Here is a 24,671-nt window from a genome sequence, read left to right on the forward strand (position 1 = left end):
CTCCTTCTGAGAAGCGAGATAAGATAATAAACAGTCACGAATTAGCGATATAAAAAACCTTAACGCAAAATACTGGCGTTATATTATTTCTCGCTATCAGCCTGTGACCGGTCAGCCCCCGATTACGGCAGGCTAAACTCCGTTAAATAATGCAACTAACTTACACTGTTAAGTAGATTACTTAATTTCAATACGGCGTGGTTTTAAACTTTCCGGCACCAAACGCTCAAGGTCGATATACAGCAAGCCATTCACTAAATTGGCACCTTTAATTTTAATGTGCTCAGCCAACTGGAATTTACGCTCGAAGTTACGCTCAGCGATACCCTGATACAAATAGGTGCGCTGCGCTGGCTCATTGGCATGAGAACCACGGATAATCAACAGGTTATCCTGTGTGACAATCTCCAGATCCTGCTCAGCAAAGCCTGCCACCGCGATCGCGATGCGGTAGTTATTTTCGTCGACTAACTCGACGTTATAAGGAGGGTAACCGCCATTACTTTGGTTCTGGCCGGATTCTAAAAGATTAAACAACCGGTCGAAACCGATAGCTGAACGATACAGTGGTGCAAGCTCGGAATTACGCATAAAAACTGCCTCCTAAATATATTAGCAAGGGTGTTATCATATTTTGTATTAAGCCTTCCATTATGGACAGGCTTATGGCCCGAATACCCTGTCGGCGTATTCTCTCTGACCTGATAATAAAGTGGGACCGGTATTTTTCTTTTCAAGAGCAAAACAAAAAAATTTTCGCGAGAAAAATCTCAATAAGACGCTTATGACTCTAATTATTCGATAAATGCGCTGCTATAACTTACACTTAGCTCAACTTACACCACAAGATTGAATTTTTCACCATAGGAACTGTCTGTAAGGTAGTGTAAAAATCATGTCAAAACCTGACACTGTTTGCTGGCTTATCGCGGTAACTTGTTACTCCCCGGTAGAATGAGAGCTGAATAAAATAATGAAAAATACAGTTATCCCTTTTGTTACCGGCTGTTCGCTGCTGTTGTCCAGCGGTTGTTCCAGTATTATGACGCACACCAGCAGCAGCCAGGGCTATTACTCCGGCACGGCTGCCAATGTGGCGATGCTCAAAGATGATAATACCGGTTGGGCGCTGCGCCCCTTGTTGGCGGTGGACCTGCCTTTTTCTGCGGTGATGGACACCCTGCTCCTGCCATATGATTATTTGCGTTCTGATAGCGAAGACAAAATGACCAATTCCCCGCGTGAGCGCATTCGTCAGTCAGAAGCGCAGAATCCGCCAGCCGTTCCTCCTGCGGCTACCCCGCTACCATGATCTAGCCAACATCCACTGTAACTATATTTACTGTAACTATACCCACTATAAATAGTTGCGCCAACCCGTCGATTTCCCGCATAAACGCGACTTTGTCGCCATCGGGTGAAAACACCACGGCATCCGCCAGTGGTGCAATTGCACTCCGGGTGGTCAATCGCTGTAACCGACCGGTGGCACTATCACACTGCATCACACTGTTATCACACACAAATGCCAAGCTGTGCCCTTGTGGATGCCAACTAAATGCCGACTGAATCCCCTCTTTCGTAAAAGTCAGTTGCCGCGGTTCACCACCATTCGGTGAAACCAGCCACATCTGTACCACACCTTTATCATCTTTCATTAAGCAAGCAATGGCACTGCCGTCAGGCGAAGTGCGCAGCCAATGCCGTGGACTGGTCGCCAGCCCAGGAAAACGCCGTTCAGCCGTAAAAGTTATCCGCCGCTGGCTGACACCCGCAGGTGGCGCGGGCAAGGTAGTTTGCGTACCCTCCAGTGGTGCAGTTCCGGCGCGGGCGTAATCCCGATCATGCTCCGGCAAATCAACAATAAAGACTTCCGGGATTCTTTCTCCCTGCGCCGAAAGTGTGTCGCCAATAAATGCCAATGCCCAACGCTGGCGAGTGCCGTCCGCTTTCAGATAGCCCTGAACGCCCACCCAGCCCTCTTCATAAGCACGGTTTATTTGGTCACTGCCCGCCAGGGGCTTGGGGGTAGTTCGAGTCACTAACACACAGAAATGGCTGCCATCATATTCACGCGGATGTTGCTTGGGCGGGTTAACCCCCTGCAAAGGCAGGGCAACGCCGACATTGCGGCAATCCAGCGCGGGATCCCATTCATGCAGCACATGGTCGTTATAAGTAAAACTCAGGCGGCTGCCGTCAGGACTGAAAACATGCACATGACTACCTCCGCGCAATGCACCGGGAGTGTATGGCGCGGTGATGTCCATCGCATCCAGCGTTACCGCCAGCTCTCTGTCCGGCTCAGTGACAATCACCCCTCGCCGGTGGTGGAAATCATAATGCCAGTGACTATCTGGATACTCCGGGCCATGAATAAACACATAGCGGGCGGGTTTATCAGGGCTGACCGTCACCACCCCGACATGCGCACCATGCTGAGCACGATAAATGACCTCAATGTCACCGGTTATGCAATTTACCCGCTCAATGGTTAAGCCGCTAAACGTACCGCCGTTAGGCCGCACATCATATGCCAGCCATTGGCTATCCGGCGTCCAAACGTTGATATTGGTGAGTTGATGACCTCTGGGATCAAAAGTGAGTTGCTGTTCCTGCAAGGCCATGCTGGCTCCGGACGCGATTACGCTGATAATGATTCATTACGCTGAATTATATCATCAATAGTTTTCCGTATGCCCCAGTGAACAATATCAATCGTTATAGCAGCAGACTAATTAGTGATTAAAATGAAATCAATTTATTAAAATGGTAACTCCAGATAGCATGACTTCAACTTAATATGTTATAGATACTAAATTGCTGTACTCACTTACTGTAACTTCCTGATTAACTTTAAAAGACTCACTAAGGGGAATAGTTGTGTCTGCTTTCCATAACTGGTTATCTGAAAAATCATCTGGCGATTGGTATATCTACATTAAGCGCCTTTCCGGTAATGATACTGGTGCAACAGGCGGACATCAGGCCGGAGTCTATATCCCGACTGAAGTGATTGAGAAACAATTCTCTCCTATTCTACGAACTGATGTGAGAAATCCTGACATTCTTTTGCTTGCCAGAATAAGTTCTCATGGAAATCTTGAGAGTGTAGTCCGGGCTATTTATTACAATAACCGTCATTTTGATGGTACGCGTAATGAAAAGCGTATTACTCGTTGGGGTAAAGGTAGCCCGCTGTTAAATAAAGAAAATACCGGGGCACTGACTGTTTTCGCTTTTCATAGTCAACCCGATAGCATCTGTGATTTTATTGATGTATGGCTATGCAATTCCCTAGTAGAGGAAGAGCTGCTGGAATCCATGATGGGTGAGATCATCCCTGGCTTTTCAGTTTCAGGCCCATCCAATCAGGTTCTTGGTGGTTTTGCTGTAACAAACGATGGTTGGAAGTCTGGCAATTACTCGATTCCAGAAGAATGGTCTGTTTCATTTCCATCGGGTGTGGAGATCATTAGTTATCTCCCTGAAGTATTCCAGTTTAAAAGCCAAACTCCTGATGAACTATTACTTGAAAAACGTGATGCAGAATATTCTCTGTTTCGGCGCATAGAAGAATTACATGTTTTGGATCGGGTGAAGGCAGGTTTTTCGTCAGTAGATGATTTTATAAAGTTAGCTAATTCAGTAAGTAATCGACGTAAATCACGAGCAGGGAGATCTCTGGAATTACATCTGGAGCATACGTTCGTTGAAAATAATTTTACTAATTTTGCTACTCAGTGTGTGACTGAAGGAAATAAAAAGCCTGACTTTTTATTTCCTTCTTCTGAAGCTTATAATGATGCGGAATATCCTTCAGATAAATTGAGAATGCTTGCAGTAAAAACCACCTGTAAAGATCGCTGGCGCCAGGCTCTGAATGAGGCTAACCGGATTGAAAAAATTCATCTTTTTACTCTTCAGGAAGGTGTCTCTGTTAATCAGTTCCAGGAAATGAAAGATGCTGGCGTTCAATTAGTGGTTCCGAAGCCTCTTCACAAAAAATATCCTGAATCTATTCGTGATGAGTTAATTTCTCTTGATGATTTCATTCAAGAAATCAAGGAAATATATAATCATTAATTAAATAACATGGCCGAATTTGAGTTGTTTATAACCTGTATTCGGTCAACTAAATATCATTTGACTAATACCTTGAGTATCAATTTGAGCATTTACTTCACTGCTACAAATCCACTCTTCCACTCTCGCTGAAATATCATTATCTGTTAGCTTGTGCTTACCCCGTAATGCACATTCCCAGACTACTAAAATTTTCCAACCATCTCCGAAGAGATGTTTTATAACGTCATTATCTCTTTTTATATTCCCTTGTATTTTTTTAAGCCAAAAGTCAGTGCGTGTAGCTGGAGTCTTAAATAAATGACAGTTATGTTTATGCCAAAAACAACCATGAACAAAAATTATCGCCCGATAATCATCGATAACAAAATCGGGCTTACCTGGGAGTTCCCTGATCTGAACTCTGTAAGAAAGCCCTAACAGGTCAAGTATTTTGGCTAATTTAACCTCTATGGCCGTGTCTTTTGTTCGGATCGCCCTCATGTTTTTACTGCGAGTTTCCGAAGAATGAACATCAGCCATAATGATTAAGCTGCCTTATTTTTTCGTACTTTTACTGCTTCTGCTATAAATGGCGCGAGTAACTGAGCGACGGCTGCAAAAACAGGAACGACTACGGAGTTACCAAATTGCCGGTAAGCTTGTGTATCCGATACAGGAATACGGAACGATTCCTTACCCGGAGTTTCAAACCCCATCAGGCGAGCACACTCTTTTGGAGTAAGTCGACGAGGGCGATTTTCCTGATTATTTTTATCATCGAAATCCGTTTCTCCTAAAGCTTTATCCCAACCACGGTCAATTAAAATCTCAGAGCCATCTTTGTGATAACGGGCTGATAATGTTCTGGCCACGCTCTCACTGTTTGTTGGGTCAACTAATCCAAACCCAAAGCCGTTACCTTTTGCCTGATGCTTTTTAGCGTAATTATATAAATACTTCCACAAGTGTGGAGTCAGTATGTATTTATCATCAACCTTAGGTTCAAGTAATTCACCAAATGTCAGACGTTTTTCAGGGAAATACTTATGGATATCTTTTAATGTAAAACCTTTATCGATATTAAGATCTCTACGAAAACCAACTAAAACAATACGTTCTCTATGTTGAGGCAAGAAATTCTTTCCATCTACAATCTTAGGATCTTGTGATCCGACTGCATTTGCATCAGCAACGGAATAACCCAGTTCATCAAGCGTATTCATAATAACGCGAAAGGTTTTGCCTTTATCGTGGCTTTTTAGATTCTTAACATTTTCAAGCAAGAAAATAGCCGGTTTTTTTGAGGCAATAATTCGGGCAACATCAAAAAATAATGTCCCCTGGGCTTCACATTCAAAACCATGAGCACGACCCAAAGAGTTTTTCTTTGAAACTCCAGCTAATGAAAATGGCTGGCAAGGAAAACCAGCAAGCAAAACATCATGATCAGGAATCTGCTTGTCTATATTCTTATAAGCTTCTTCATCTGATATTTCCGTATTTTCACTTAATGTGATTTCACGTATATCAGAATTGAATCGATGCTCTACTGGGTCGCAATACCAATTGGCTTTATATGTCCGTACCGCATAGGGGTTCCATTCGCTGGTAAAAACACACCGCCCGCCAATAGCCTCAAAACCTTTTCGAATGCCGCCGATACCCGCAAAGAGATCAATAAAACGAAATTGATAATTAGGGTGGTTTTTCGGCGGGGAAGGCAACATTTCCTGTAGCATGTTAATTTCGGCCTCAGTTAGAGGCTTTTGTATGGATTTCCCGTTATACCAGCGATTAAGGGCTTCACGAGTCCATTCACACTTACTGACTTTTCTCAGAATTTCAGCAACAGCTTTTTGATCGTAAATTTCCAGCACACACCGAACAAGTTCTTTGTCTTGTTGTAATCGTTGTTGTTCTTTATGTTGTGTTTGTTCAGCAATTTGATTCGCGATTAAATCTAGCGCTTCCATCTTAGAATTACTCACTCTGGGAATTTTCAATGTAAGAGTATCACTCATTTTACCCAGATGAAAGGAGAACTGTATAAAAAAACAGTGGTTAACCTATGGATTTCTCCTGCTTCCTTCCTAAATAAACTATCGCACTTTAGAAAAAACAGTCTAATATGGATTTTTTATTCTAAATGAAAATTTCTATGCTTAGCCGATACCAGCCCATTGCCGATGCGATAGCCACACTTTTTTCTCCTTATGCAGAAGTTGCCCTCCACGACTTAGCCAGCCAAACACTGGTTTATATCGCGAATAACTATTCACAGCGGGAATTGGGGGAAGACTCCAACCTCAGCGACCTGCAATTTGATCAACACTCTCAGGTGATTGGCCCTTACCAAAAGCGTAACTGGGATGGCCGCCAACTGCGCTCCATCAGCACTGTGCTGCGGGATGACAATGGGCAACCTGTCGGGCTGCTATGCATCAATCTGGATATTACTGTTTTTGAAAGTGCCAAAGCGGCGCTGGACATGTTCCTGTCGGGCCATCAATTGCAACCGCAACCTGATGTGCTGTTCCAGGATGACTGGCAGGAGCGCATCAATACTTACATACACCACTGGTTGCAGCAGCAAAAACTCACACTGGCGACATTGAACAATGTTAACCGCCGAAAGTTGATTGAGGCGCTTTATCAGCAAGGGGCATTTAACGGCAAAAATGCCGCTGGCTATGTCGCAAAAATCCTTAACATCGCCCGCGCCACTGTTTATAACCAACTAAAAAACATAAAAAATACATAAACTTAAAGGAATTAATATGAACACATTATTTGATGCTATTAAAGATGCCCACCAGGTATTACGCCCTCAAGTGAGAGTGACGCCGCTGGAATATAGCCCATTGCTGTCCCAGCACAGTGGTTGTGAAATCTATCTCAAATGTGAGCATCTACAGCACACCGGTTCCTTTAAATTTCGCGGAGCCAGTAACAAGCTGCGTTTATTAACTGACGAACAGCGCCTACAGGGAGTGATTACCGCGTCGACCGGTAATCACGGGCAAGCCATGGCATTGGCAGGAAAACTGGCGGGGGTTAAGGCCACTATTTATGCACCGGAGCGGGCGGCGGCCATCAAATTAGAGGCTATTCGCGCACTGGGCGGAGAGATTGAACTGATTCCAGGGGATGCATTAAATGCCGAACTGGCGGCTGATAACGCCGCGCAACAGCAGGGCAAAATCTATATCTCGCCTTATAACGATAAGCAAATTATTGCCGGACAAGGGACTTGCGGCATGGAGATGATTGAGCAGCAGCCGAATCTTGATGCTGTCTTTGTGGCGGTCGGTGGCGGCGGGCTGATTTCCGGCATTGCAACCGTGCTAAAGAAACTCTCTGATAAAACTCAAATTATTGGGTGTTGGCCCGCCAATGCCACCAGTATGTATACCAGTCTGGAAAATGGCCAAATTCAGGAAGTGGCGGAGCAAGAAACCCTGTCTGATGGCACCGCCGGAGGGGTTGAACCGGGGGCGATAACCTTCGCCCTTTGCCAGCAATTAATTGATCAGAAAGTGTTGGTGAGTGAGCAAGAAATCAAAGATGCGATGCGCTTGATTGCCCGCACTGACCGCTGGATGATTGAAGGCGCAGCTGGGGTGGCGTTAGCGGCAGCGCTGAAACTGGCACCGCATTGGCAAGGCAAGAAAGTTGCGGTGGTATTGTGCGGGAAGAATATCGTGCTGGAAAAATACCTGGGGGCGGTCAGCGAATGATTATCCTGAATAAGCAGCAGATTCTCGACAAGTTCGATGCTGATGCCGTCACGTTACTGCTCAAACAAGGTTTTATTGCTTTTAGCCAAAAACAGGTGCAAATGCCCCCAGTGCAGCACTTACTGTTTGAACAGGCCAATGGCGATTGCTGTATTAAAAGTGGCTATTTGCAGGGCGATGGACAATTCGTCGTGAAAGTTTCGGGCGGTTTTTATGATAATCCCGCTAAAGGGCTAGCGAGTAACCAAGGGTTGATGATGGCGTTTTCTGCCCAAACCGGCGAGCCGCAAGCCCTATTACTGGATGAGGGCTGGTTGACCGCGCTGCGCACAGCATTGGCTGGGCGAATTGTTGCCGAACTATGCGCACCAAAACATATCAGTGCCATAGGTATCATCGGCACCGGCATGCAAGCACGGCTGCATCTGACGTACCTGAAAAGTGTCATTCCATGCCGCCAGCTATGGGTCTGGGGCCGCAGTGAAACAGCATTAGAAGAATACCGCCAATATGCTCAGGCGGAAGGTTTTGAGGTCAAGATCACCTTGGATGCCGCAGTGTTAGGCCGTCATTGCCAGTTTATTGTGACCACCACACCCAGCCGAGAAGCTATTTTACAGGCTGTAGATATTCAGCCGGGGACTCACATTACCGCAGTCGGTGCTGATGGCGCAGGTAAGCACGAACTGGCCCCTGAACTGGTCGCCAAAGCCGATAAAATATTGGTGGATTCATGGGAGCAATGCACTGAATTTGGTGAAATTTCATCCGCATTTCAACAGCAACTTTTGGTCAATCACACCTTGACCGAAATCGGTATAGTTTTAGCGCAAAATCCCCCTTTCCGCGATAATGAGCAGCAAATTACCTTGGCAGATTTAACCGGGCTAGGTATTCAAGATGTGCAAATTGTGAAAGGGATTCTGGGGCAATAAAAGAGAGGGGGTCTTTTAGATTTTCTCTGTTGACTCTAAAAGCACATTTGAGCTGCCGAGTGAAAAATGCAGCCAGGGAAATCCGGCAGGACGCCGGATTTATTTTGAGGGCCGTTTTGATAAAGTGATAACGCTATAATGGTTTTAACGTGACACAGAATTCTGAACGCTCTCCTCATACAGCCGAATCAATAACTAATCACCCAATCAAAAATCAAAGCACATATTTCTCAATGGCCAGCGCGACACCATCTTCAATATTGGTACTCGTCACAAACTGCGCAATTTCTTTTAGTTCGGGAATAGCATTTCCCATTGCAACACCCACGCCAGCGTAATTCACCATAGCAATATCATTACCTTGATCACCCAGTGCCATTACATTTTCCTGCGCAATGCCTAAATGCTCAGCCAGCATTTTCACCCCCGTCCCCTTATCGACTCGTTTACTCAAAATCTCCAGGTAAAAAGGCGCACTTTTCATAATAGTGAAACGCTCAAAAGCTTCAGCGGGCATCATTTCCAATGCGCGGTCCAGTTTTTCTGGCTCATCAATCATCATCACTTTCGGGAAGCGTAGCTGAGGGTCCATTTCTTCTACTGCCCGGTATTTCAATGGAATACCGGTTATGAAAACTTCATGTAGAGTATATTTGCTGATGTCTTTGTTGGCGGTATATAAAGTCTCAAAATCAAAAGCCTGGAAACTGACCCCCATTTCTCGCGACAAAGCTTCGAAATAGAGATAATCCTCGAAATTGAGAGTTTCCTGCAAAATACACTCGCCTGTGGCCGCTTTTTGGACTAATGCGCCGTTATTGCTGATGCAATAATCGCCACTATTTTCCATATTCAGTTCGCGTAAATAACGTCGGATCCCGATATAAGGTCGCCCCGTCGCCAGTACCACACAAACCCCCTTTGCCCGAGCGGCATCAATAGCCTGCTTTACCCGTGGAGTGATTTCATGCTGTGTATTCAACAACGTGCCGTCCATATCGATAGCAATTAATTCAATAGCCATAGGCCCTCACATTTATTTAGCGAATACCCCATGCTAACGCGATTCAGCGATGAAATGCTAGTGAGTCTACGCGCAGCACAAATGCCATCAGCCGTTATTAGGTAAAAAAAAGCCCAGTAGCAGTTTTTCGCTCTGGGCTTTTATTGGTTCAATAAGTTATCTGATCAATTAGATATCAATGTTAGCTGCACGCAACGCATTCTCTTCGATAAAGGCACGGCGAGGTTCGACCGCATCACCCATCAGCGTGGTGAATAACTGATCGGCGGCAATGGCGTCTTTCACCATAACGCGCAGCATACGGCGGCTGGTTGGGTCCATGGTGGTTTCCCACAGCTGCTCTGGGTTCATTTCACCCAAACCTTTATAGCGCTGGATGGCCAAACCACGACGAGACTCTTTCACTAACCAGTCCAGTGCATCTTCAAAGCTTGAAACCGGCACACGGCGCTCGCCACGTTCAACAAAAGCACCTTCCTCGACTAAGCCACGGAGTTTATCGCCCAACAGGCAGATTTTGCGATATTCACCACCGTGAATGAAGTCGAAGTCCAGATCGTAATCGGTATCAACCCCGTGGGTACGGATACGCAACACCGGCTCGAACAGTTGACGCTCACGATTTTCGCGCACCACGGAACTGTAGCTGCTGCCGTGCTGTTCTTTCTCGTTCAGCAACACCACCAGCGAATCAATCCATTGCGTCACAACTTCTTTATCGGTCAAATCCTCTTCTTGCAAGGTTGGCTGATAAATCAGGTTATTCAGCAAAGCACGCGGATAACGACGTTCCATACGGGCAATAGTCTTCTGGACGCTGTAGTGCTCGGCAACCAGTTTCTCAAGATGTTCGCCCGCCAGCGGTGGGGCATCAGCATTGATATGCAAAGCCGCGCCATCCAGTGCCAGAGTCATCTGGTACTGCTCCATCGCGTCATCATCTTTGATGTATTGCTCTTGCTTACCTTTTTTCACTTTATACAGTGGCGGCTGAGCGATAAACACATGACCACGCTCAATAATTTCCGGCATCTGACGATAGAAGAAGGTCAACAACAACGTACGGATGTGAGAACCATCCACATCGGCATCGGTCATGATAATGATATTGTGATAGCGCAATTTGTCCGGATTATATTCATCCCGGCCAATGCCACAACCCAGTGCAGTAATCAGCGTTGCCACTTCTTGTGAAGAGAGCATTTTGTCAAAGCGCGCTTTCTCGACGTTCAGGATTTTACCTTTTAGCGGCAAAATGGCCTGATTTTTACGGTTACGGCCTTGTTTAGCAGAGCCGCCCGCAGAGTCCCCTTCCACTAAGTAGAGTTCGGACAATGCAGGGTCGCGTTCCTGACAGTCAGCCAGTTTGCCTGGCAAACCAGCCAAGTCCAACGCCCCTTTACGACGCGTCATTTCACGCGCTTTACGTGCCGCTTCACGAGCACGGGCAGCGTCAATAATCTTGCCCACGACAATTTTGGCGTCAGTTGGGTTTTCCAGCAAATACTCAACCAGCTTCTCGTTCATCAGCGTTTCGACCGCCGTTTTCACCTCAGAGGAGACCAGTTTATCTTTGGTCTGTGAGGAGAATTTAGGGTCTGGCACTTTCACAGAAACCACGGCAATCAAACCTTCACGGGCATCATCACCGGTGGCACTGATTTTCGCTTTTTTACTGTAGCCTTCTTTATCCATGTAGCTGTTCAGGGTACGGGTCATCGCCGTACGGAACCCCACTAAGTGAGTCCCCCCATCGCGCTGTGGAATGTTGTTGGTGAAGCAGTAAATGTTTTCCTGGAAACCGTCATTCCACTGCAATGCCACTTCCACACCGATATCGTCTTTCATGGTAGAGAAATAGAACACTTTCGGATGGATCGGGTTTTTGTTTTTGCTCAAATATTCAACAAACGCTCGAATACCACCTTCATAATGGAAATGGTCTTCTCTATCGTTGCGTTTGTCTTTCAGTTTAATTGAAACCCCGGAGTTCAGGAATGACAACTCGCGCAGACGTTTAGCCAGGATCTCATACTGGAATTCGGTGTTATTGGTGAAGGTCTGGAAACTCGGCCAGAAACGCACGGTTGTCCCGGTCTGATCGGTTTCACCCACCACTTTCAGTGGTGCCTGTGGCACACCCATTTTGTAAGTCTGCTCGTGAACTTTACCTTCACGGCGAATCACCAGCTCCAGTTTTTCAGACAAGGCGTTAACAACTGAGACACCCACGCCGTGCAAGCCACCGGAAACTTTATACGAGTTATCGTCAAATTTACCGCCAGCATGCAATACGGTCATGATGACCTCAGCTGCCGATACCCCTTCCTCGTCATGCATACCGGTTGGGATACCGCGGCCATCATCCTGTACAGAAACCGAGTTATCCGAATGGATGGTGACAATAATTTCTTTGCAGTGACCAGCGAGGGCTTCGTCGATAGCGTTGTCCACAACCTCGAATACCATGTGGTGTAGACCGGTACCGTCATCAGTATCACCGATATACATGCCCGGACGCTTACGAACTGCATCCAGCCCTTTTAATACCTTGATACTTGAGGAGTCATAAGTATTCGACATCAACGTTTCTCGCTCATTTTTAATCCTGTGGTTGAACCTCTATTTTGCCATGTTCCACGCGGAACATCTTGCCCTTTTCGCCTACCATGTCGGCCACTTGCTCAGCACTCACTGCGCTGACAAAAACCTGTGCCTGGGTAGCTTTTAAACGCTCGGCCAATAAACGACGACGGCCGGTGTCTAGTTCGGAAGCAAAATCGTCAAGCAGATACAGGCAACGCCGCCCGCTCTGTCGGGTGAGAAACTCACCCTGCGCTAACCGCAATGCGCACATCAGCAATTTCAGCTGACCACGCGAGAGCAAATCTTCTACCGGCGTACCATCGGCCCGAATGCGAAAATCCGCTTTATGTGGCCCGACGGCGGTATAGGTTAGCGCTCTGTCACGCTCAAACTGGCGTTCCAGCAACTCACCATAGTCACTCTCTTTATCCCAGCCGCGCTGGAAAGAGAAACTCAGGGCGAACTCTGGCAGGAACAGCGCGCATGTGGCTGAAATATCTGCCGCAATGGCGTCACTGTATGCCGCCCGCCACTCACTAATACGCTCAGCCAGCGGGATAATTTCCTGATCCCAGGCCCGGATTTGCGCATAGCGACTCACCTGGCGCAGCGCGGCGTTGCGCTGCTTAAGTAATCTTTTCAGATTGCTCCAGGCCATAAAAAAACCGGGTTCATTATGAAAGCAACCCCAGTCTAAAAAGGCACGCCGAAATTTTGGCCCGCCATTCAATAATGTAAACCCTTCAGGGGTAATCAGTTGCATTGGCAACAATTGCGCCAATTCAGCCACTTTATGACCATCAGTGCCATCAATGCGCACCTTGGTATCACCTTGTCGGCTTTTGCTCAGCCCCACGGACGATTCACGCTCATTAGCATCAACCCGACCGTGCAATATAAACTCGGCACATTCGTGACGAATCACGCGGCCCGCCTGCAAACTACGAAAAGCGCGACCATGACCTAAGGTATAAATCGCCTCCAGCACGCTGGTTTTGCCACTGCCGTTGGGGCCGACTAAAAAATTAAACCCCGACGCCAGTGCCAAGTCTGCCGATTCGATATTACGAAAATCTTTAATCAGTAAACGCGTCAGAGCCATGCTTACAGACGCATTGGCATGACGACGTAGGCCGCCGCCTGACTGGCACCATCTTCAATCTGCACGCTGGAGACCGAGTCGGTTAGTAACAGACTAACATCTTCACACTTGAGCGCATTCAGCACATCAAGTACATAGCTGACGTTGAAACCGATCTCCATTTCTGCCCCATCGTAGCTAACATCGAGGATCTCTTCCGCTTCTTCCTGTTCAGGGTTGTTCGCGGTGATTTTAAGCTGATTTTGACTGACATAAAGCCGAACGCCACGAAACTTCTCGTTGGACAAAATCGCCGCGCGAGCAAAGGCTTGTTTCAGCAAATCACAGCTCGCTTTCAGTGTTTTGTCCGGGTTTTTCGGCAATACACGGCGATAATCAGGGAAACGGCCATCAACCAGCTTGGAGGTGAAAATGAAATCACCCACATGGGCGCGGATATTGTTACTGCCAATTTGCAAACGTAATGGCGTGTCGCCACCATCCAGCAACCTGACCAACTCCATCACGCCTTTACGCGGCACAATAACCGAATGTGACGGTAATGTCTGGCCAATGGGCATCGCACAAACCGCTAACCGGTGACCGTCGGTTGCGACAGTGCGCAGTTCTTCGCCCTCAGTCTCAAACAACATGCCGTTCAAGTAATAACGCACATCCTGATGAGCCATCGAGAACTGAGTGGACTCAATCAGACGCTTCAAAGTGGCCTGCGGTAAAGTGAATTCAACTTCACTCTGCCAGTCATCCAAGTTCGGGAAGTCTGCCGCTGGCAAGGTAGATAGTGAGAAGCGGCTACGGCCAGAGCGCACCAATAGGCGGTCACCATCAAGTGCGACTGTAATTTCTGCACCTTCCGGCAAACCACGCCAAATATCAAAAAACTTCCGTGCAGGCACAGTGGTTGCACCCTGCTCATGAGGCTGAGACAGCGCCACGCGCGCCACCATCTCCATTTCAAGATCGGTACCGGTCAGCAGCAAAGAGCCTTCGGTGACTTGCAGCAACAAGTTACCTAAGATTGGCAACGTAGGGCGTCCACCCAGCGGGCTACTGACCTGTTGCAGCGGTTTTAGCAGATGCTCACGTTCAATGATAAATTTCATAGCGCTAGGAGGATAATGTTCTGATTAAGTTAGAGAAATCTTCTTTGATGTCGTGACTTTCTTCACGCAATTGTTCAATCTTGCGGCAAGCATGCAACACCGTGGTATGGTCGCGGCCACCAAACGCATCGCCGATTTCAGGCAGGCTGTGGTTGGTTAACTCTTTCGCCAACGCCATCGCCATTTGGCGCGGGCGAGCTACCGAACGGGAACGCCGTTTGGAGAGTAGGTCAGCGACCTTAATTTTATAATATTCTGCGACAGTTTTTTGAATATTATCAATAGTGACCAGTTTTTCCTGCAATGCCAGTAAGTCACGCAGAGCTTCACGAACAAAATCAATGGTGATTGCTCGGCCAGTAAAATTGGCATTGGCGATCACACGATTCAATGCCCCTTCCAGCTCACGCACGTTGGAACGCAGACGCTTGGCAATAAAGAACGCGACCTCACCGGGCAAGCGAATATTATTTTCATCCGCTTTTTTCATCAGAATCGCGACTCGGGTTTCCAGCTCCGGCGGCTCAATCGCCACCGTTAGGCCCCAGCCAAAACGCGATTTCAAACGATCTTCTACCCCATTGATCTCTTTTGGATAGCGATCTGAGGTCAGAATGATCTGCTGATTACCTTCCAGCAAAGCATTAAAGGTGTGGAAAAACTCTTCCTGGGAACGCTCTTTATTGGCAAAGAACTGAATATCATCGATTAATAACGCATCAACCGAACGATAATAGCGCTTAAATTCCTCTATTGCGTTGTTCTGCAAGGCTTTCACCATATCTTGCACAAAACGCTCTGAATGCATATAAACCACTTTAGCATTCGCTTTACGGGCAATAATGCCATTCCCAACAGCATGTAACAGGTGAGTTTTACCCAAACCTGTGCCGCCATAGAGGAATAACGGGTTATACGCGCCACCCGGATTATCCGCGACCTGGCGTGCCGCTGCGCGGGCCAGTTGGTTAGATTTACCTTCAACGAAATTATCAAATGTGTGTTTCGGGTTCACATTCGAACGGTAAGAGTGTTCAGGTTGGGCGGGCGAACTGTCCCAACTCGGGCGTACAGGTGCGCTGCGGGTAACCGGAGCAACAGGCGCGCTAACGCTGGCTGTAACTGGATGACTGTGTGCTGCTCTTACTGCGGGTTTACTCCCGACTTCAAAACGCAGTAAAGGAACCTCGCTGCCACAGAAATCATTAAGCAAGCCATTGATATTGTTTAAGTACTTATCACGGACCCAGTCCAGTACAAAACGATTAGGTGCGTAAAGCGCCAGAGTATTGTCACTCAGTTCCGCCTGTAGGGGGCGTATCCACATACTAAATTCTGTGGCAGGTAACTCATCCTGCAATCGGGCAAGACACTGCTGCCAAAGCGAAAGTGACACGGCGGACTCCACTCGAACAAGATCAATAAAAGAAAGAAATCAGGATTTTTTGTAACTCATCGTTTTTGACACACGCCAATATGGCCTGTAGCAAGCCAAAGTGACATGCGAACCGTTTTTCGGTTGTTTTACGACTAACATCCCCCCAAGATCCCGGAGTAGTGATCCCAGAGTAGTGGATGTGATCGGAATGGCGGATCATAGCGCAAAAGGAGCAATAGATCCTCCCCTTCCTCACAGATTAGATCCTTTTTATCCACAGGCGATAACTTCTGTTGGGAGTGTAACCTGGCGCACAGCTTTTCCTGCCCTTATCGTCCGCGATCCCGATGCTTTTCGGAATATACTGGAATGACTTTCCCCTTATCCCAACCCTGATCCTCATTAATCTACAAAGGATCTCACCGCGATCCTTGCGATTTATCAGGGAGTCCGTATAATCCTCAGCCCTACGTGTGATGCCTGTTCTCTTGATGGCCTTGGCCAAAAAGAAACCAGCGGTGAACACGGACAGGCTCTTGGTAAACTCCCATACAGAAAACTTCTGTGCGGGCGTGCGCAATGTCAATTGACTCAGGACTGTACAATTATTACAATCCCGCTTCTTTATATGTTGCGATTGAGGCGTCGGTGTCTTCACTCCGAGCAGCCAAACGCGTTTACTGAATCAGTAATTATTTTAAGTTTAGGTAGAAATCGCTATGAAACGCACTTTCCAACCGTCCGTATTGAAGCGCAACCGTAGCCACGGTTTCCGTGCTCGTATGGCCACCAAAAATGGTCGTCAAGTTCTGGCTCGCCGTCGTGCGAAAAGCCGTACTCGTCTGACTGTTTCTAAGTAATAAAAGCTAACCATCTCAATGGTTAAGCTAGCATTTCCTAGGGAGTTACGTTTGTTAACTCCCAGTCATTTTACGTTCGTCTTCCAGCAGCCACAACGGGCTGGCACGCCGCAAATCACCATCCTCGGCCGCCTGAACGAGCTGGGGCATCCCCGCATCGGTCTTACCGTCGCCAAAAAACATGTCAAACGTGCTCATGAACGTAATCGGATAAAGCGCCTAACCCGCGAAAGCTTCCGGCTGCATCAACATACGTTACCGTCTATGGATTTTGTCGTTTTGGTGAAAAAGGGTGTGGCTGACCTCGATAACCGTGCGTTGACAGAAGCTTTGGAAAAATTATGGCGTCGCCACTGTCGCCAGGCTCCCGCATCCTGATCGGGCTAATCAGGGGCTATCAGCTCGTGATTAGTCCGTTGCTGGGGCCGCGTTGTCGTTTCCATCCGACATGTTCTCATTACGGAATTGAGGCATTGCGCCGGTTTGGGATGATAAAAGGCAGTTGGTTAACACTGAAACGCGTATTAAAATGCCACCCTTTGAACCCAGGTGGCGATGATCCCGTGCCGCCGAAACCCGACGATAACAGAGAACACTAACGATGGATTCGCAACGCAATCTTCTACTCATCGCTCTGCTGTTCGTGTCTTTCATGATCTGGCAAGCCTGGCAAGTGGATAACAATCCACAACCAGCCGCTCAGACCACGCAACAGACTGCGAATACTGCTACCGGTGATAAAGCAAGCCAGGCCGTGCCAGGCAGTGGTCAGGGCCAACTGATTACTGTAAAAACTGATGTGCTGTCTCTGACCATTAATACCCGTGGCGGTGACATCGAGCAGGCTAACCTGCTGGCTTACCCGGATGCTCTGGGTTCAGATAAAACTTTCGAATTACTGGAAACGACTCCGGCGTTCATTTATCAGGCGCAAAGTGGCCTGACAGGTAAAAGCGGCCCGGACAACCCAGCTAACGGTGAACGTCCACTATTCGAGGTGCCGCAAACCAGCTTTGTATTAGCTGATGGCCAAGACGAACTGCGTATTCCATTGACCTTTACCGGCAAAGATGGCTCCGTCTTCACCAAGACGTTTGTGCTGAAACGTAACGATTACGCCATTGGCGTGGATTATCACGTTAAAAACGCCTCTGCTGCCCCGCTGGAGCTGACGCTGTTTGGCCAATTAAAGCAAAGCATCAACTTGCCTAAACACCGTGATACCGGCAGCAATAACTTCGCGCTGCATACTTATCGTGGTGCGGCTTACTCTTCTGATGAAACTAAATATAAAAAATATAGCTTTAGTGATATCGAAGATAAGAGCCTGGACATCACCACCAAAGGCGGTTGGGTTGCTATGTTGCAGCAGTATTTTGCAACAGCGTGGGTTCCAGTAGCTAACGAAACCAACACTTTCTACTCCGCTGACTTGGGTAACGGTCTGGCCGCCATCGGCTTTAAAGGTGCACCCGTCGTCATTCAGCCGGGTGAGCAGAAACAACTGGGTGCTACCTTGTGGGTTGGCCCGGAAATTCAGGACAAAATGGCGGCCATCGCGCCACATCTGGACCTGACTGTTGATTATGGTTGGTTATGGTTTATTTCTCAGCCACTGTTCAAACTGTTGAAATTCATCCACAGCTTTGTCGGTAACTGGGGCTTCTCCATCATTGTTATTACCTTTATCGTGCGCGGTATCATGTACCCGCTGACTAAAGCGCAATACACCTCGATGGCGAAAATGCGTTTGCTACAGCCTAAACTGGCTGCCATGCGTGAGCGTATCGGCGACGATAAGCAGCGTATGAGTCAGGAAATGATGGCGTTGTACAAAGCTGAGAAGGTTAACCCACTGGGTGGCTGCTTACCGCTGGTCATTCAGATGCCAATCTTCCTGGCGTTGTACTACATGTTGATGAGTTCCGTTGAGTTGCGTCATGCGCCATTCATCTTGTGGATTCACGACTTGTCAGCACAAGACCCGTACTACATTCTGCCAATTCTGATGGGTATCACCATGTACTTCATTCAGAAGATGTCACCGACTACCGTGACTGACCCGATGCAGCAGAAGATCATGACCTTCATGCCGGTTATCTTCACTGTATTCTTCCTGTGGTTCCCGGCTGGTCTGGTACTGTACTATATTGTCAGTAACTTGGTGACCATCCTACAGCAACAGTTGATTTATCGTGGCTTGGAAAAACGCGGCTTACATAGCCGTGACAAGAAAAAATAATCCACAGAGATAGTCACAAGTATTAAAGGGCGGTCAATATGACCGCCTTATTCTTTTTATAGAAGCCTGAACACTTCCAGGCTTGTGCAAAAATAATAAGTTAAAGAGAGATATAACCATGAGCACCACTGATACTATCGTGGCACAAGCAACCCCCCCAGGCCGTGGTGGCGTTGGTATTTTACGTGTTTCAGGTCGTGCTGCTACAGCGGTCGCACAGGCGGTTTTAGGTAAATTACCCAAGCCGCGCTATGCCGACTATCTGTCATTTAAAGATGTAGATGGCAGCACGCTGGATCAAGGTATCGCTCTTTACTTCCCCGGCCCGAACTCTTTCACTGGCGAGGACGTGCTGGAACTACAAGGTCACGGTGGCCCGGTTATACTGGATTTACTGTTAAAACGTATTCTAGCTCTGCCAGGGTTGCGCATTGCCCGCCCGGGTGAGTTCTCTGAGCGCGCATTCTTAAATGACAAACTGGATTTAGCCCAAGCAGAAGCGATTGCCGACTTGATCGACGCCAGTTCAGAACAAGCTGCACGTTCGGCGGTAAACTCATTACAAGGCGCATTTTCAGTGCGGATCCACAAATTGGTGGAAGCACTTACTCACTTGCGAATCTATGTCGAAGCTGCGATCGACTTTCCTGATGAGGAAATTGATTTCCTGTCTGATGGAAAAATTGAAGGCCAGTTAAACGGCGTAATGGCAGACCTGGAGCAAGTCCGCACTGAAGCCCGGCAAGGCAGTTTATTGCGTGAGGGGATGAAAGTGGTTATTGCTGGCCGCCCTAACGCCGGTAAATCCAGTTTACTCAATGCGTTAGCAGGCCGAGAAGCGGCGATTGTCACTGATATCGCAGGCACTACCCGTGATGTATTGCGGGAACATATTCATATCGATGGGATGCCGTTGCATATCATTGATACTGCTGGCCTACGTGAAGCCAGTGACGAAGTTGAACGTATTGGCATCGAACGTGCGTGGAATGAGATAGAACAGGCTGACCGAGTGTTGTTTATGGTTGATGGCACCACTACGGATGCCACTGAACCGGCGGCTATCTGGCCAGAGTTTATGGCGCGGTTACCTGCCAGGCTCCCCATCACCGTGGTGCGTAATAAAGCTGACATTACCGGTGAAACCTTGGGTTTAACCGAAGTGAATGGTCACTCACTTATTCGCTTATCAGCGCGTACCGGTGAAGGTATTGACCTGCTGCGCAACCATCTCAAGCAGAGTATGGGCTTTACCAGCAACACAGAAGGTGGTTTCCTGGCGCGCCGCCGCCATTTGCAAGCGCTGGAAACTGCTGCACAGCATTTGGTACAGGGTCATGAACAGTTAGTAAGCGCTTACGCCGGTGAACTACTGGCGGAGGAACTGCGTTTAGCGCAACAGTCATTGAGTGAAATTACCGGCGAATTTAGCTCAGATGACTTACTGGGGCGAATTTTCTCCAGTTTTTGTATCGGAAAATGAGTGTAATGCCATAGAGCGGGAGCAGATTATCACTAATTTTGATAATCTGGCTCTATAAGTCCGAACGGTTAGAGTTGAATCGGCGGTCGCTCGAACACTTAACTTTATTCATAAACTGAGGTATCCATGATTATAAAACCACGTGTACGCGGCTTTATCTGTGTGACTGCACATCCGACGGGCTGCGAAGCCAACGTCAAAAAGCAAATCGACTATGTCACAGCAGAAGGCACAATCGCTAACGGCCCAAAACGAGTATTAGTGATTGGTGCGTCAACTGGATACGGGCTGGCAGCCCGCATTACAGCAGCATTTGGTTGTGGTGCCGATACACTGGGCGTTTTCTTTGAGCGTCCGGGCGAAGAAGGCAAACCGGGAACCTCGGGTTGGTACAACAGCGCCGCGTTCCACAAATTCGCTGAGCAAAAAGGCCTGTACGCAAAAAGTATCAATGGCGATGCTTTCTCCGATGAGATTAAGCGCCTGACGATTGAAACCATCAAACAAGACTTGGGTCAGGTTGATCAGGTTATCTACAGTTTGGCCTCGCCACGTCGTACTCACCCGAAAACCGGTCAAGTGTTTAACTCCACACTGAAACCTATCGGGCATGAAGTTAAATTCCGCAGCCTTGATACTGATAAAGAAGTTATCAAAGAAGCTGTGTTGCAACCGGCAACTCAAGAAGAAATCGACAACACGGTCGCCGTCATGGGTGGCGAAGACTGGCAGATGTGGATTGATGCGCTGCTGGAAGCGGGCGTGTTGGCTGAAGGCGCACAAACAACCGCTTTCACCTATCTGGGTGAAAAAATCACTCATGATATCTATTGGAATGGCTCTATTGGCGCGGCCAAGAAGGACTTGGACCAAAAAGTTCTGGCGATCCGCGATAGCCTGGCAGCCCACGGCGGCGGTGATGCCCGAGTTTCTGTGCTGAAAGCAGTTGTGACTCAGGCCAGCTCTGCGATCCCAATGATGCCACTGTATTTATCACTATTATTCAAAGTGATGAAAGAAAAAGGCACTCATGAGGGCTGTATCGAGCAGGTTTATGCGCTGTATAAAGACAGCTTGTGTGGCAGTGCGCCGCACCTGGACCAAGATGGCCGCCTACGTGCTGATTACAAAGAACTGGCTCCTGAAGTACAAAGCCAGGTTAAGCAGTTGTGGGATCAAGTCACCAACGACAATATTGACCAATTGACTGATTTTATCGGCTATAAGACCGAGTTCTTAAATCTGTTTGGTTTCGCGGTTGACGGTGTGGACTATGAAGCCGATGTTAATCCTGATGTGAAAATCCCTAATCTGATTCAGAGCTAATCCAGACAACCCGCTGTGCGCCGTGCAGCGGGTTGATTATCCACTCATTAACATCTCCTCTCATGATATTCTCCTGATATACCCATATCACTATCCTATATATCGATAATGGATAAGTTAAGTTTATATTCTTCGTTTACGGATAACTCAATAGCCTGCAACCTTGTGAATAAATTCCTCTTTAGAGTCTGAATTAATATTTATTCCACAGGGAAATGATGATGAGAATACGTTCGCTGGCAATATCCTTATTTAGTTTAATTATTTTAACCTCACTGAATGCCCATAGTGAGGAGCAGAAAGTCATTAAGTTAGGATTTAACCCTAGCCCTTATAAAGAGCAATTTGAGAAAGGCGTAGCGCCTTATCTAATAAGTAAAGGCTACAAGATTGAATATAAAGATTTCAATGATGGAATCCAGGTCAATAATGCAGTCAGCACCGGTGAAATTGATGGCAACATCATGCAACACCCAGTTTATCTGCAAGCCATAAATGACCGACTACGCATTGATAATACAGGAATTGTACAAGTCCCCACGCCCCCGATGGGCCTCTATTCTAATAAGCACAATACAGAAGACAAGCCCAAAGATGGCGCATGGATATCAGTCCCGAATCAGCCCTCAAATGAATACCGAGCCGCGCTTTTACTGCAATCTATTGGCTGGATAAAGCTGAAAGAAAAGATTGATCCGGCCACTTTCTCGCAAAAAGACATTGCAGAAAATCCGTATCATTTGGTGATTAAAGAAATGGATAATGCACAGCAAGTCAGAGCATTACCTGATGTCGACTATGGTGCTATCCAAGGTAACTTTGCTGTTTCTAATGGCATAAAACTCACTTCAGCCCTGCAACTTGAAAAACCCACCTCTCAGTTTGTCAATGTGGTGACCGTTGCCGGTAAGAATAAAGACGCCGAGTTTGCCAAGGATATTATTGCGGGATATCACTCCCCTGAATTTAAAAAATATATTCTGGATAACGAAAAATATACGGGTTATATGCTGCCTGATTATCTAAACTAATGGAATAACAGATGATTAAGCTTCAGCATATTTCCAAGACGTTTGAGCGTAAAGGTATCAAACTACAGGCTCTTAATGATGTCAATTTAACCGTCGAGGACGGTGATATATTTGGCATCATCGGCTACAGTGGCGCGGGGAAAAGTACCCTATTACGCATGGTTAATTCACTGGAAAGCCCAACTGTCGGAAATGTCATTATTGACGGTAGAAACCTGCATGATTTTAGCCATGAACAACTCCGGTTACTGAAAAAAGATATTGGTATGATATTCCAAAACTTTAATTTATTGGAATCAAAAACTGTTTTTAAAAACGTTGCCATGCCACTTATTTTATTGGGAAAAAATAAGAAATTCATTCAGGAACGTGTTGCGGAGCTGCTAGATTTTGTCGGGCTGGCGGATAAAAGTCACAGTTTTCCGAATGAGTTATCCGGAGGGCAAAAACAGCGGGTGGGAATTGCAAGGGCACTAGCAACCAACCCCTCTATTCTGCTGTGTGATGAGGCTACATCGTCACTCGACCCGCAAACCACGGCTCAAATTTTATTATTACTGAAGAAAATTAATCAGCAATACAATATTACGGTATTGCTGATTACCCATGAAATGTCAGTCATTCAAAAGATCTGTAATAAAGTGGCGGTCATGGAAAACGGCCAAATTATTGAACAAGGTTCAGTATTAACCGTTTTTGGTCATCCAACTCACCCCACGACGATTAACTTTGTTCGCACCGTCATCAAAGACAGCTTGCCCGAGAGTGTGAAAAAGCTATTGGATAAAAGCCATGCTGGCCGTCAATTCCGCCTGGCGTTTATCGGGGCAATAGCCACACAGCCAGTGATCAACCAACTCATCAGGCAATATGATATTGGCGTCAATATTCTGTTTGCCAACATGTCAGAGATACAGGACACCACATTGGGCCATATGGTGCTGCTATTAACCGGCGAGAATCACACCATTGATAGCGCCGTTAATTATCTGGCGGGAACAGGGATTGATATACAGGAAATAAATTGATGATCGAAACCGCAATTACATTGGACCAATTTATCCAGGCGCTACACGACACTCTGGTTATGGTCAGTATTTCATTGGTGATCGGTTCTCTTATTGGTATTCCTTTGGGAATTTTACTGGTGGTGACCCGGCCAGGCGGATTAATTAAGAATAGAACTTTTTATAATATTCTTAATCCTGTTATCAATATCATCCGATCACTGCCATTTATTATTCTGATGGTCGCGATTATCCCGCTCACCCGCCTTATTGTGAACACCACCATAGGAACACCGGGGGCAATTGTGCCGCTGATTATTTTTATCGCGCCCTATATTGGCCGCTTGGTGGAAAACTCTCTACTGGACGTTAATCCCGGAATTCTGGAAGCAGCGAAATCAATGGGAGCAACACCGCTACAAGCCATTTGGTATTTTTTACTGCCCGAAGCACTGTCGTCATTAATATTGGCGCTGACCACTGCCACTATTGGTTTAATTGGTGCGACCGCTATGGCGGGGACAGTCGGCGGCGGCGGGATTGGTGATTTAGCCATTACTTACGGCTACCAGCGCTTTGATACTTTTGTCACTGTCACTACCGCGATTGTATTAATTATCACCGTGCAGTTAATCCAATCGCTGGGTAATTTATTTGCCAGTAAAATTCGCCGCGAGTGATAAAAAACCCCTTTCGGCTAGCAAAAGGGGTTAATTTTTTTGGCATAACAGCGATATATACCCTAAATAATTCGGGATGAATGAGCGTAGCCAACACACATGCAGCTTG

At 47.0% G+C, this 24,671-nt stretch carries 23 protein-coding genes; 14 read left to right on the plus strand and 9 right to left on the minus strand.

Annotated features, from left to right (window positions below; translation table 11 throughout):
* Window positions 1–177 precede the first annotated feature (177 nt).
* A complete protein-coding gene (gene ibpA, locus FTA91_RS02780) occupies window positions 178–591 on the minus strand; it encodes a small heat shock chaperone IbpA (protein WP_050113339.1) in 414 nt (137 codons plus the stop codon).
* Between the two features lie 382 nt (window positions 592–973).
* On the opposite strand from ibpA, the gene FTA91_RS02785 reads away from it, so the two are divergent.
* On the plus strand, window positions 974–1,312 hold the full coding sequence (locus FTA91_RS02785) for a YceK/YidQ family lipoprotein (RefSeq protein ID WP_050113340.1): 339 nt from the start codon (window positions 974–976) through the stop codon (window positions 1,310–1,312).
* A 1-nt stretch (window position 1,313) separates the two neighbouring features.
* Here FTA91_RS02785 and FTA91_RS02790 read toward each other — a convergent pair whose 3' ends face one another.
* Complete coding sequence (locus FTA91_RS02790; protein WP_050113341.1) at window positions 1,314–2,627, minus strand: DUF3748 domain-containing protein; 1,314 nt, start codon at window positions 2,625–2,627, stop codon at window positions 1,314–1,316.
* Window positions 2,628–2,883: 256 nt separating this feature from the next.
* Between FTA91_RS02790 and FTA91_RS02795 the strand changes: the two genes are divergently transcribed.
* Window positions 2,884–4,086, plus strand: a complete 1,203-nt coding sequence (locus FTA91_RS02795) for a type II restriction endonuclease (RefSeq protein ID WP_050113342.1) — start codon at window positions 2,884–2,886, stop codon at window positions 4,084–4,086.
* A gap of 45 nt (window positions 4,087–4,131) precedes the next feature.
* Here the strand turns inward: FTA91_RS02795 and FTA91_RS02800 are convergent, their stop codons facing one another.
* Both FTA91_RS02800 and FTA91_RS02805 read right to left on the minus strand, forming a co-directional pair.
* Entirely contained in the window at window positions 4,132–4,608 is a 477-nt protein-coding gene (locus tag FTA91_RS02800; protein ID WP_050113343.1) for a very short patch repair endonuclease, read from the minus strand.
* Window positions 4,609–4,613: 5 nt separating this feature from the next.
* Window positions 4,614–6,041, minus strand: coding sequence for a DNA cytosine methyltransferase (locus tag FTA91_RS02805; protein WP_050113344.1), 1,428 nt, complete (start codon window positions 6,039–6,041; stop codon window positions 4,614–4,616).
* A gap of 185 nt (window positions 6,042–6,226) precedes the next feature.
* Here FTA91_RS02805 and FTA91_RS02810 point away from each other — a divergent pair, with 185 nt between their 5' ends.
* Genes FTA91_RS02810 through FTA91_RS02820 form a run of 3 tightly spaced genes read left to right on the plus strand, consistent with a single transcriptional unit; the run spans window position 6,227 to window position 8,740 of the window.
* Complete coding sequence (locus tag FTA91_RS02810; protein ID WP_050113396.1) at window positions 6,227–6,829, plus strand: helix-turn-helix transcriptional regulator; 603 nt, start codon at window positions 6,227–6,229, stop codon at window positions 6,827–6,829.
* A 16-nt stretch (window positions 6,830–6,845) separates the two neighbouring features.
* Window positions 6,846–7,805, plus strand: coding sequence for a threonine/serine dehydratase (locus FTA91_RS02815; RefSeq protein ID WP_050113345.1), 960 nt, complete (start codon window positions 6,846–6,848; stop codon window positions 7,803–7,805).
* On the plus strand, window positions 7,802–8,740 hold the full coding sequence (locus FTA91_RS02820; RefSeq protein ID WP_145534706.1) for an ornithine cyclodeaminase family protein: 939 nt from the start codon (window positions 7,802–7,804) through the stop codon (window positions 8,738–8,740). Before FTA91_RS02815 ends, FTA91_RS02820 begins: the two co-directional genes overlap by 4 nt.
* Before the next feature lie 214 nt (window positions 8,741–8,954).
* Here FTA91_RS02820 and yidA read toward each other — a convergent pair whose 3' ends face one another.
* The 5 genes from yidA to dnaA form a co-directional block, all read right to left on the minus strand.
* Complete coding sequence (gene yidA, locus FTA91_RS02825) at window positions 8,955–9,764, minus strand: sugar-phosphatase (RefSeq protein WP_050113347.1); 810 nt, start codon at window positions 9,762–9,764, stop codon at window positions 8,955–8,957.
* Window positions 9,765–9,932: 168 nt separating this feature from the next.
* Entirely contained in the window at window positions 9,933–12,347 is a 2,415-nt protein-coding gene (gene gyrB, locus FTA91_RS02830) for a DNA topoisomerase (ATP-hydrolyzing) subunit B (protein WP_050113348.1), read from the minus strand.
* Between the two features lie 19 nt (window positions 12,348–12,366).
* Window positions 12,367–13,452, minus strand: coding sequence for a DNA replication/repair protein RecF (gene recF / locus FTA91_RS02835; protein WP_049558461.1), 1,086 nt, complete (start codon window positions 13,450–13,452; stop codon window positions 12,367–12,369).
* Between the two features lie 2 nt (window positions 13,453–13,454).
* A complete protein-coding gene (gene dnaN, locus FTA91_RS02840; protein WP_038637668.1) occupies window positions 13,455–14,555 on the minus strand; it encodes a DNA polymerase III subunit beta in 1,101 nt (366 codons plus the stop codon).
* Between the two features lie 4 nt (window positions 14,556–14,559).
* Complete coding sequence (dnaA, locus tag FTA91_RS02845; protein WP_050113349.1) at window positions 14,560–15,951, minus strand: chromosomal replication initiator protein DnaA; 1,392 nt, start codon at window positions 15,949–15,951, stop codon at window positions 14,560–14,562.
* A 701-nt stretch (window positions 15,952–16,652) separates the two neighbouring features.
* Here dnaA and rpmH point away from each other — a divergent pair.
* The 9 genes from rpmH to FTA91_RS02900 all read left to right on the plus strand — a co-directional run bounded on the left by rpmH (window position 16,653) and on the right by FTA91_RS02900 (window position 24,562).
* Window positions 16,653–16,793: a 50S ribosomal protein L34 gene (gene rpmH, locus FTA91_RS02860; protein WP_004393543.1), complete on the plus strand. Its 141-nt coding sequence runs from the start codon at window positions 16,653–16,655 to the stop codon at window positions 16,791–16,793.
* 18 nt (window positions 16,794–16,811) lie between these two features.
* The gene (gene rnpA, locus FTA91_RS02865) at window positions 16,812–17,171 is read left to right on the plus strand and encodes a ribonuclease P protein component (RefSeq protein WP_025380108.1); all 360 of its coding nucleotides are present in this window, start codon (window positions 16,812–16,814) and stop codon (window positions 17,169–17,171) included.
* The gene (gene yidD / locus FTA91_RS02870; RefSeq protein ID WP_032906726.1) at window positions 17,135–17,392 is read left to right on the plus strand and encodes a membrane protein insertion efficiency factor YidD; all 258 of its coding nucleotides are present in this window, start codon (window positions 17,135–17,137) and stop codon (window positions 17,390–17,392) included. The genes rnpA and yidD overlap by 37 nt, the downstream gene beginning before the upstream one ends.
* A 2-nt stretch (window positions 17,393–17,394) precedes the next feature.
* On the plus strand, window positions 17,395–19,035 hold the full coding sequence (yidC, locus tag FTA91_RS02875; protein ID WP_050113351.1) for a membrane protein insertase YidC: 1,641 nt from the start codon (window positions 17,395–17,397) through the stop codon (window positions 19,033–19,035).
* A gap of 118 nt (window positions 19,036–19,153) precedes the next feature.
* Window positions 19,154–20,518, plus strand: coding sequence for a tRNA uridine-5-carboxymethylaminomethyl(34) synthesis GTPase MnmE (gene mnmE / locus FTA91_RS02880; protein ID WP_145534704.1), 1,365 nt, complete (start codon window positions 19,154–19,156; stop codon window positions 20,516–20,518).
* 126 nt (window positions 20,519–20,644) lie between these two features.
* A complete protein-coding gene (fabV, locus tag FTA91_RS02885; RefSeq protein ID WP_145582936.1) occupies window positions 20,645–21,844 on the plus strand; it encodes an enoyl-ACP reductase FabV in 1,200 nt (399 codons plus the stop codon).
* 221 nt (window positions 21,845–22,065) lie between these two features.
* A complete protein-coding gene (locus FTA91_RS02890) occupies window positions 22,066–22,875 on the plus strand; it encodes a MetQ/NlpA family ABC transporter substrate-binding protein (RefSeq protein WP_186377338.1) in 810 nt (269 codons plus the stop codon).
* Window positions 22,876–22,886: 11 nt separating this feature from the next.
* Window positions 22,887–23,903: a methionine ABC transporter ATP-binding protein gene (locus FTA91_RS02895; protein ID WP_050113355.1), complete on the plus strand. Its 1,017-nt coding sequence runs from the start codon at window positions 22,887–22,889 to the stop codon at window positions 23,901–23,903.
* Window positions 23,903–24,562, plus strand: a complete 660-nt coding sequence (locus FTA91_RS02900) for a methionine ABC transporter permease (RefSeq protein WP_050113356.1) — start codon at window positions 23,903–23,905, stop codon at window positions 24,560–24,562. The genes FTA91_RS02895 and FTA91_RS02900 overlap by 1 nt, the downstream gene beginning before the upstream one ends.
* Window positions 24,563–24,671: the final 109 nt, after the last annotated feature.

The organism is Yersinia thracica (assembly GCF_902170565.1).
Lineage (GTDB): Bacteria > Pseudomonadota > Gammaproteobacteria > Enterobacterales > Enterobacteriaceae > Yersinia > Yersinia thracica.

What these genes read in the sequence shown, in the direction of transcription:
- rpmH (WP_004393543.1), top strand. Translation starts at nt 16,653, where the DNA reads ATGAAACGCACTTTCCAACCGTCCGTATTGAAGCGCAACCGTAGCCAC.
- FTA91_RS02790 (WP_050113341.1), bottom strand. Translation starts at nt 2,627, where the DNA reads ATGGCCTTGCAGGAACAGCAACTCACTTTTGATCCCAGAGGTCATCAA.
- dnaN (WP_038637668.1), bottom strand. Translation starts at nt 14,555, where the DNA reads ATGAAATTTATCATTGAACGTGAGCATCTGCTAAAACCGCTGCAACAG.
- FTA91_RS02810 (WP_050113396.1), top strand. Translation starts at nt 6,227, where the DNA reads ATGCTTAGCCGATACCAGCCCATTGCCGATGCGATAGCCACACTTTTT.
- yidD (WP_032906726.1), top strand. Translation starts at nt 17,135, where the DNA reads ATGGCGTCGCCACTGTCGCCAGGCTCCCGCATCCTGATCGGGCTAATC.
- recF (WP_049558461.1), bottom strand. Translation starts at nt 13,452, where the DNA reads ATGGCTCTGACGCGTTTACTGATTAAAGATTTTCGTAATATCGAATCG.
- yidC (WP_050113351.1), top strand. Translation starts at nt 17,395, where the DNA reads ATGGATTCGCAACGCAATCTTCTACTCATCGCTCTGCTGTTCGTGTCT.
- FTA91_RS02815 (WP_050113345.1), top strand. Translation starts at nt 6,846, where the DNA reads ATGAACACATTATTTGATGCTATTAAAGATGCCCACCAGGTATTACGC.
- FTA91_RS02800 (WP_050113343.1), bottom strand. Translation starts at nt 4,608, where the DNA reads ATGGCTGATGTTCATTCTTCGGAAACTCGCAGTAAAAACATGAGGGCG.
- fabV (WP_145582936.1), top strand. Translation starts at nt 20,645, where the DNA reads ATGATTATAAAACCACGTGTACGCGGCTTTATCTGTGTGACTGCACAT.
- rnpA (WP_025380108.1), top strand. Translation starts at nt 16,812, where the DNA reads ATGGTTAAGCTAGCATTTCCTAGGGAGTTACGTTTGTTAACTCCCAGT.
- mnmE (WP_145534704.1), top strand. Translation starts at nt 19,154, where the DNA reads ATGAGCACCACTGATACTATCGTGGCACAAGCAACCCCCCCAGGCCGT.
- yidA (WP_050113347.1), bottom strand. Translation starts at nt 9,764, where the DNA reads ATGGCTATTGAATTAATTGCTATCGATATGGACGGCACGTTGTTGAAT.
- ibpA (WP_050113339.1), bottom strand. Translation starts at nt 591, where the DNA reads ATGCGTAATTCCGAGCTTGCACCACTGTATCGTTCAGCTATCGGTTTC.
- FTA91_RS02805 (WP_050113344.1), bottom strand. Translation starts at nt 6,041, where the DNA reads ATGGAAGCGCTAGATTTAATCGCGAATCAAATTGCTGAACAAACACAA.
- gyrB (WP_050113348.1), bottom strand. Translation starts at nt 12,347, where the DNA reads ATGTCGAATACTTATGACTCCTCAAGTATCAAGGTATTAAAAGGGCTG.
- FTA91_RS02890 (WP_186377338.1), top strand. Translation starts at nt 22,066, where the DNA reads ATGAGAATACGTTCGCTGGCAATATCCTTATTTAGTTTAATTATTTTA.
- FTA91_RS02900 (WP_050113356.1), top strand. Translation starts at nt 23,903, where the DNA reads ATGATCGAAACCGCAATTACATTGGACCAATTTATCCAGGCGCTACAC.
- FTA91_RS02895 (WP_050113355.1), top strand. Translation starts at nt 22,887, where the DNA reads ATGATTAAGCTTCAGCATATTTCCAAGACGTTTGAGCGTAAAGGTATC.
- FTA91_RS02820 (WP_145534706.1), top strand. Translation starts at nt 7,802, where the DNA reads ATGATTATCCTGAATAAGCAGCAGATTCTCGACAAGTTCGATGCTGAT.
- FTA91_RS02785 (WP_050113340.1), top strand. Translation starts at nt 974, where the DNA reads ATGAAAAATACAGTTATCCCTTTTGTTACCGGCTGTTCGCTGCTGTTG.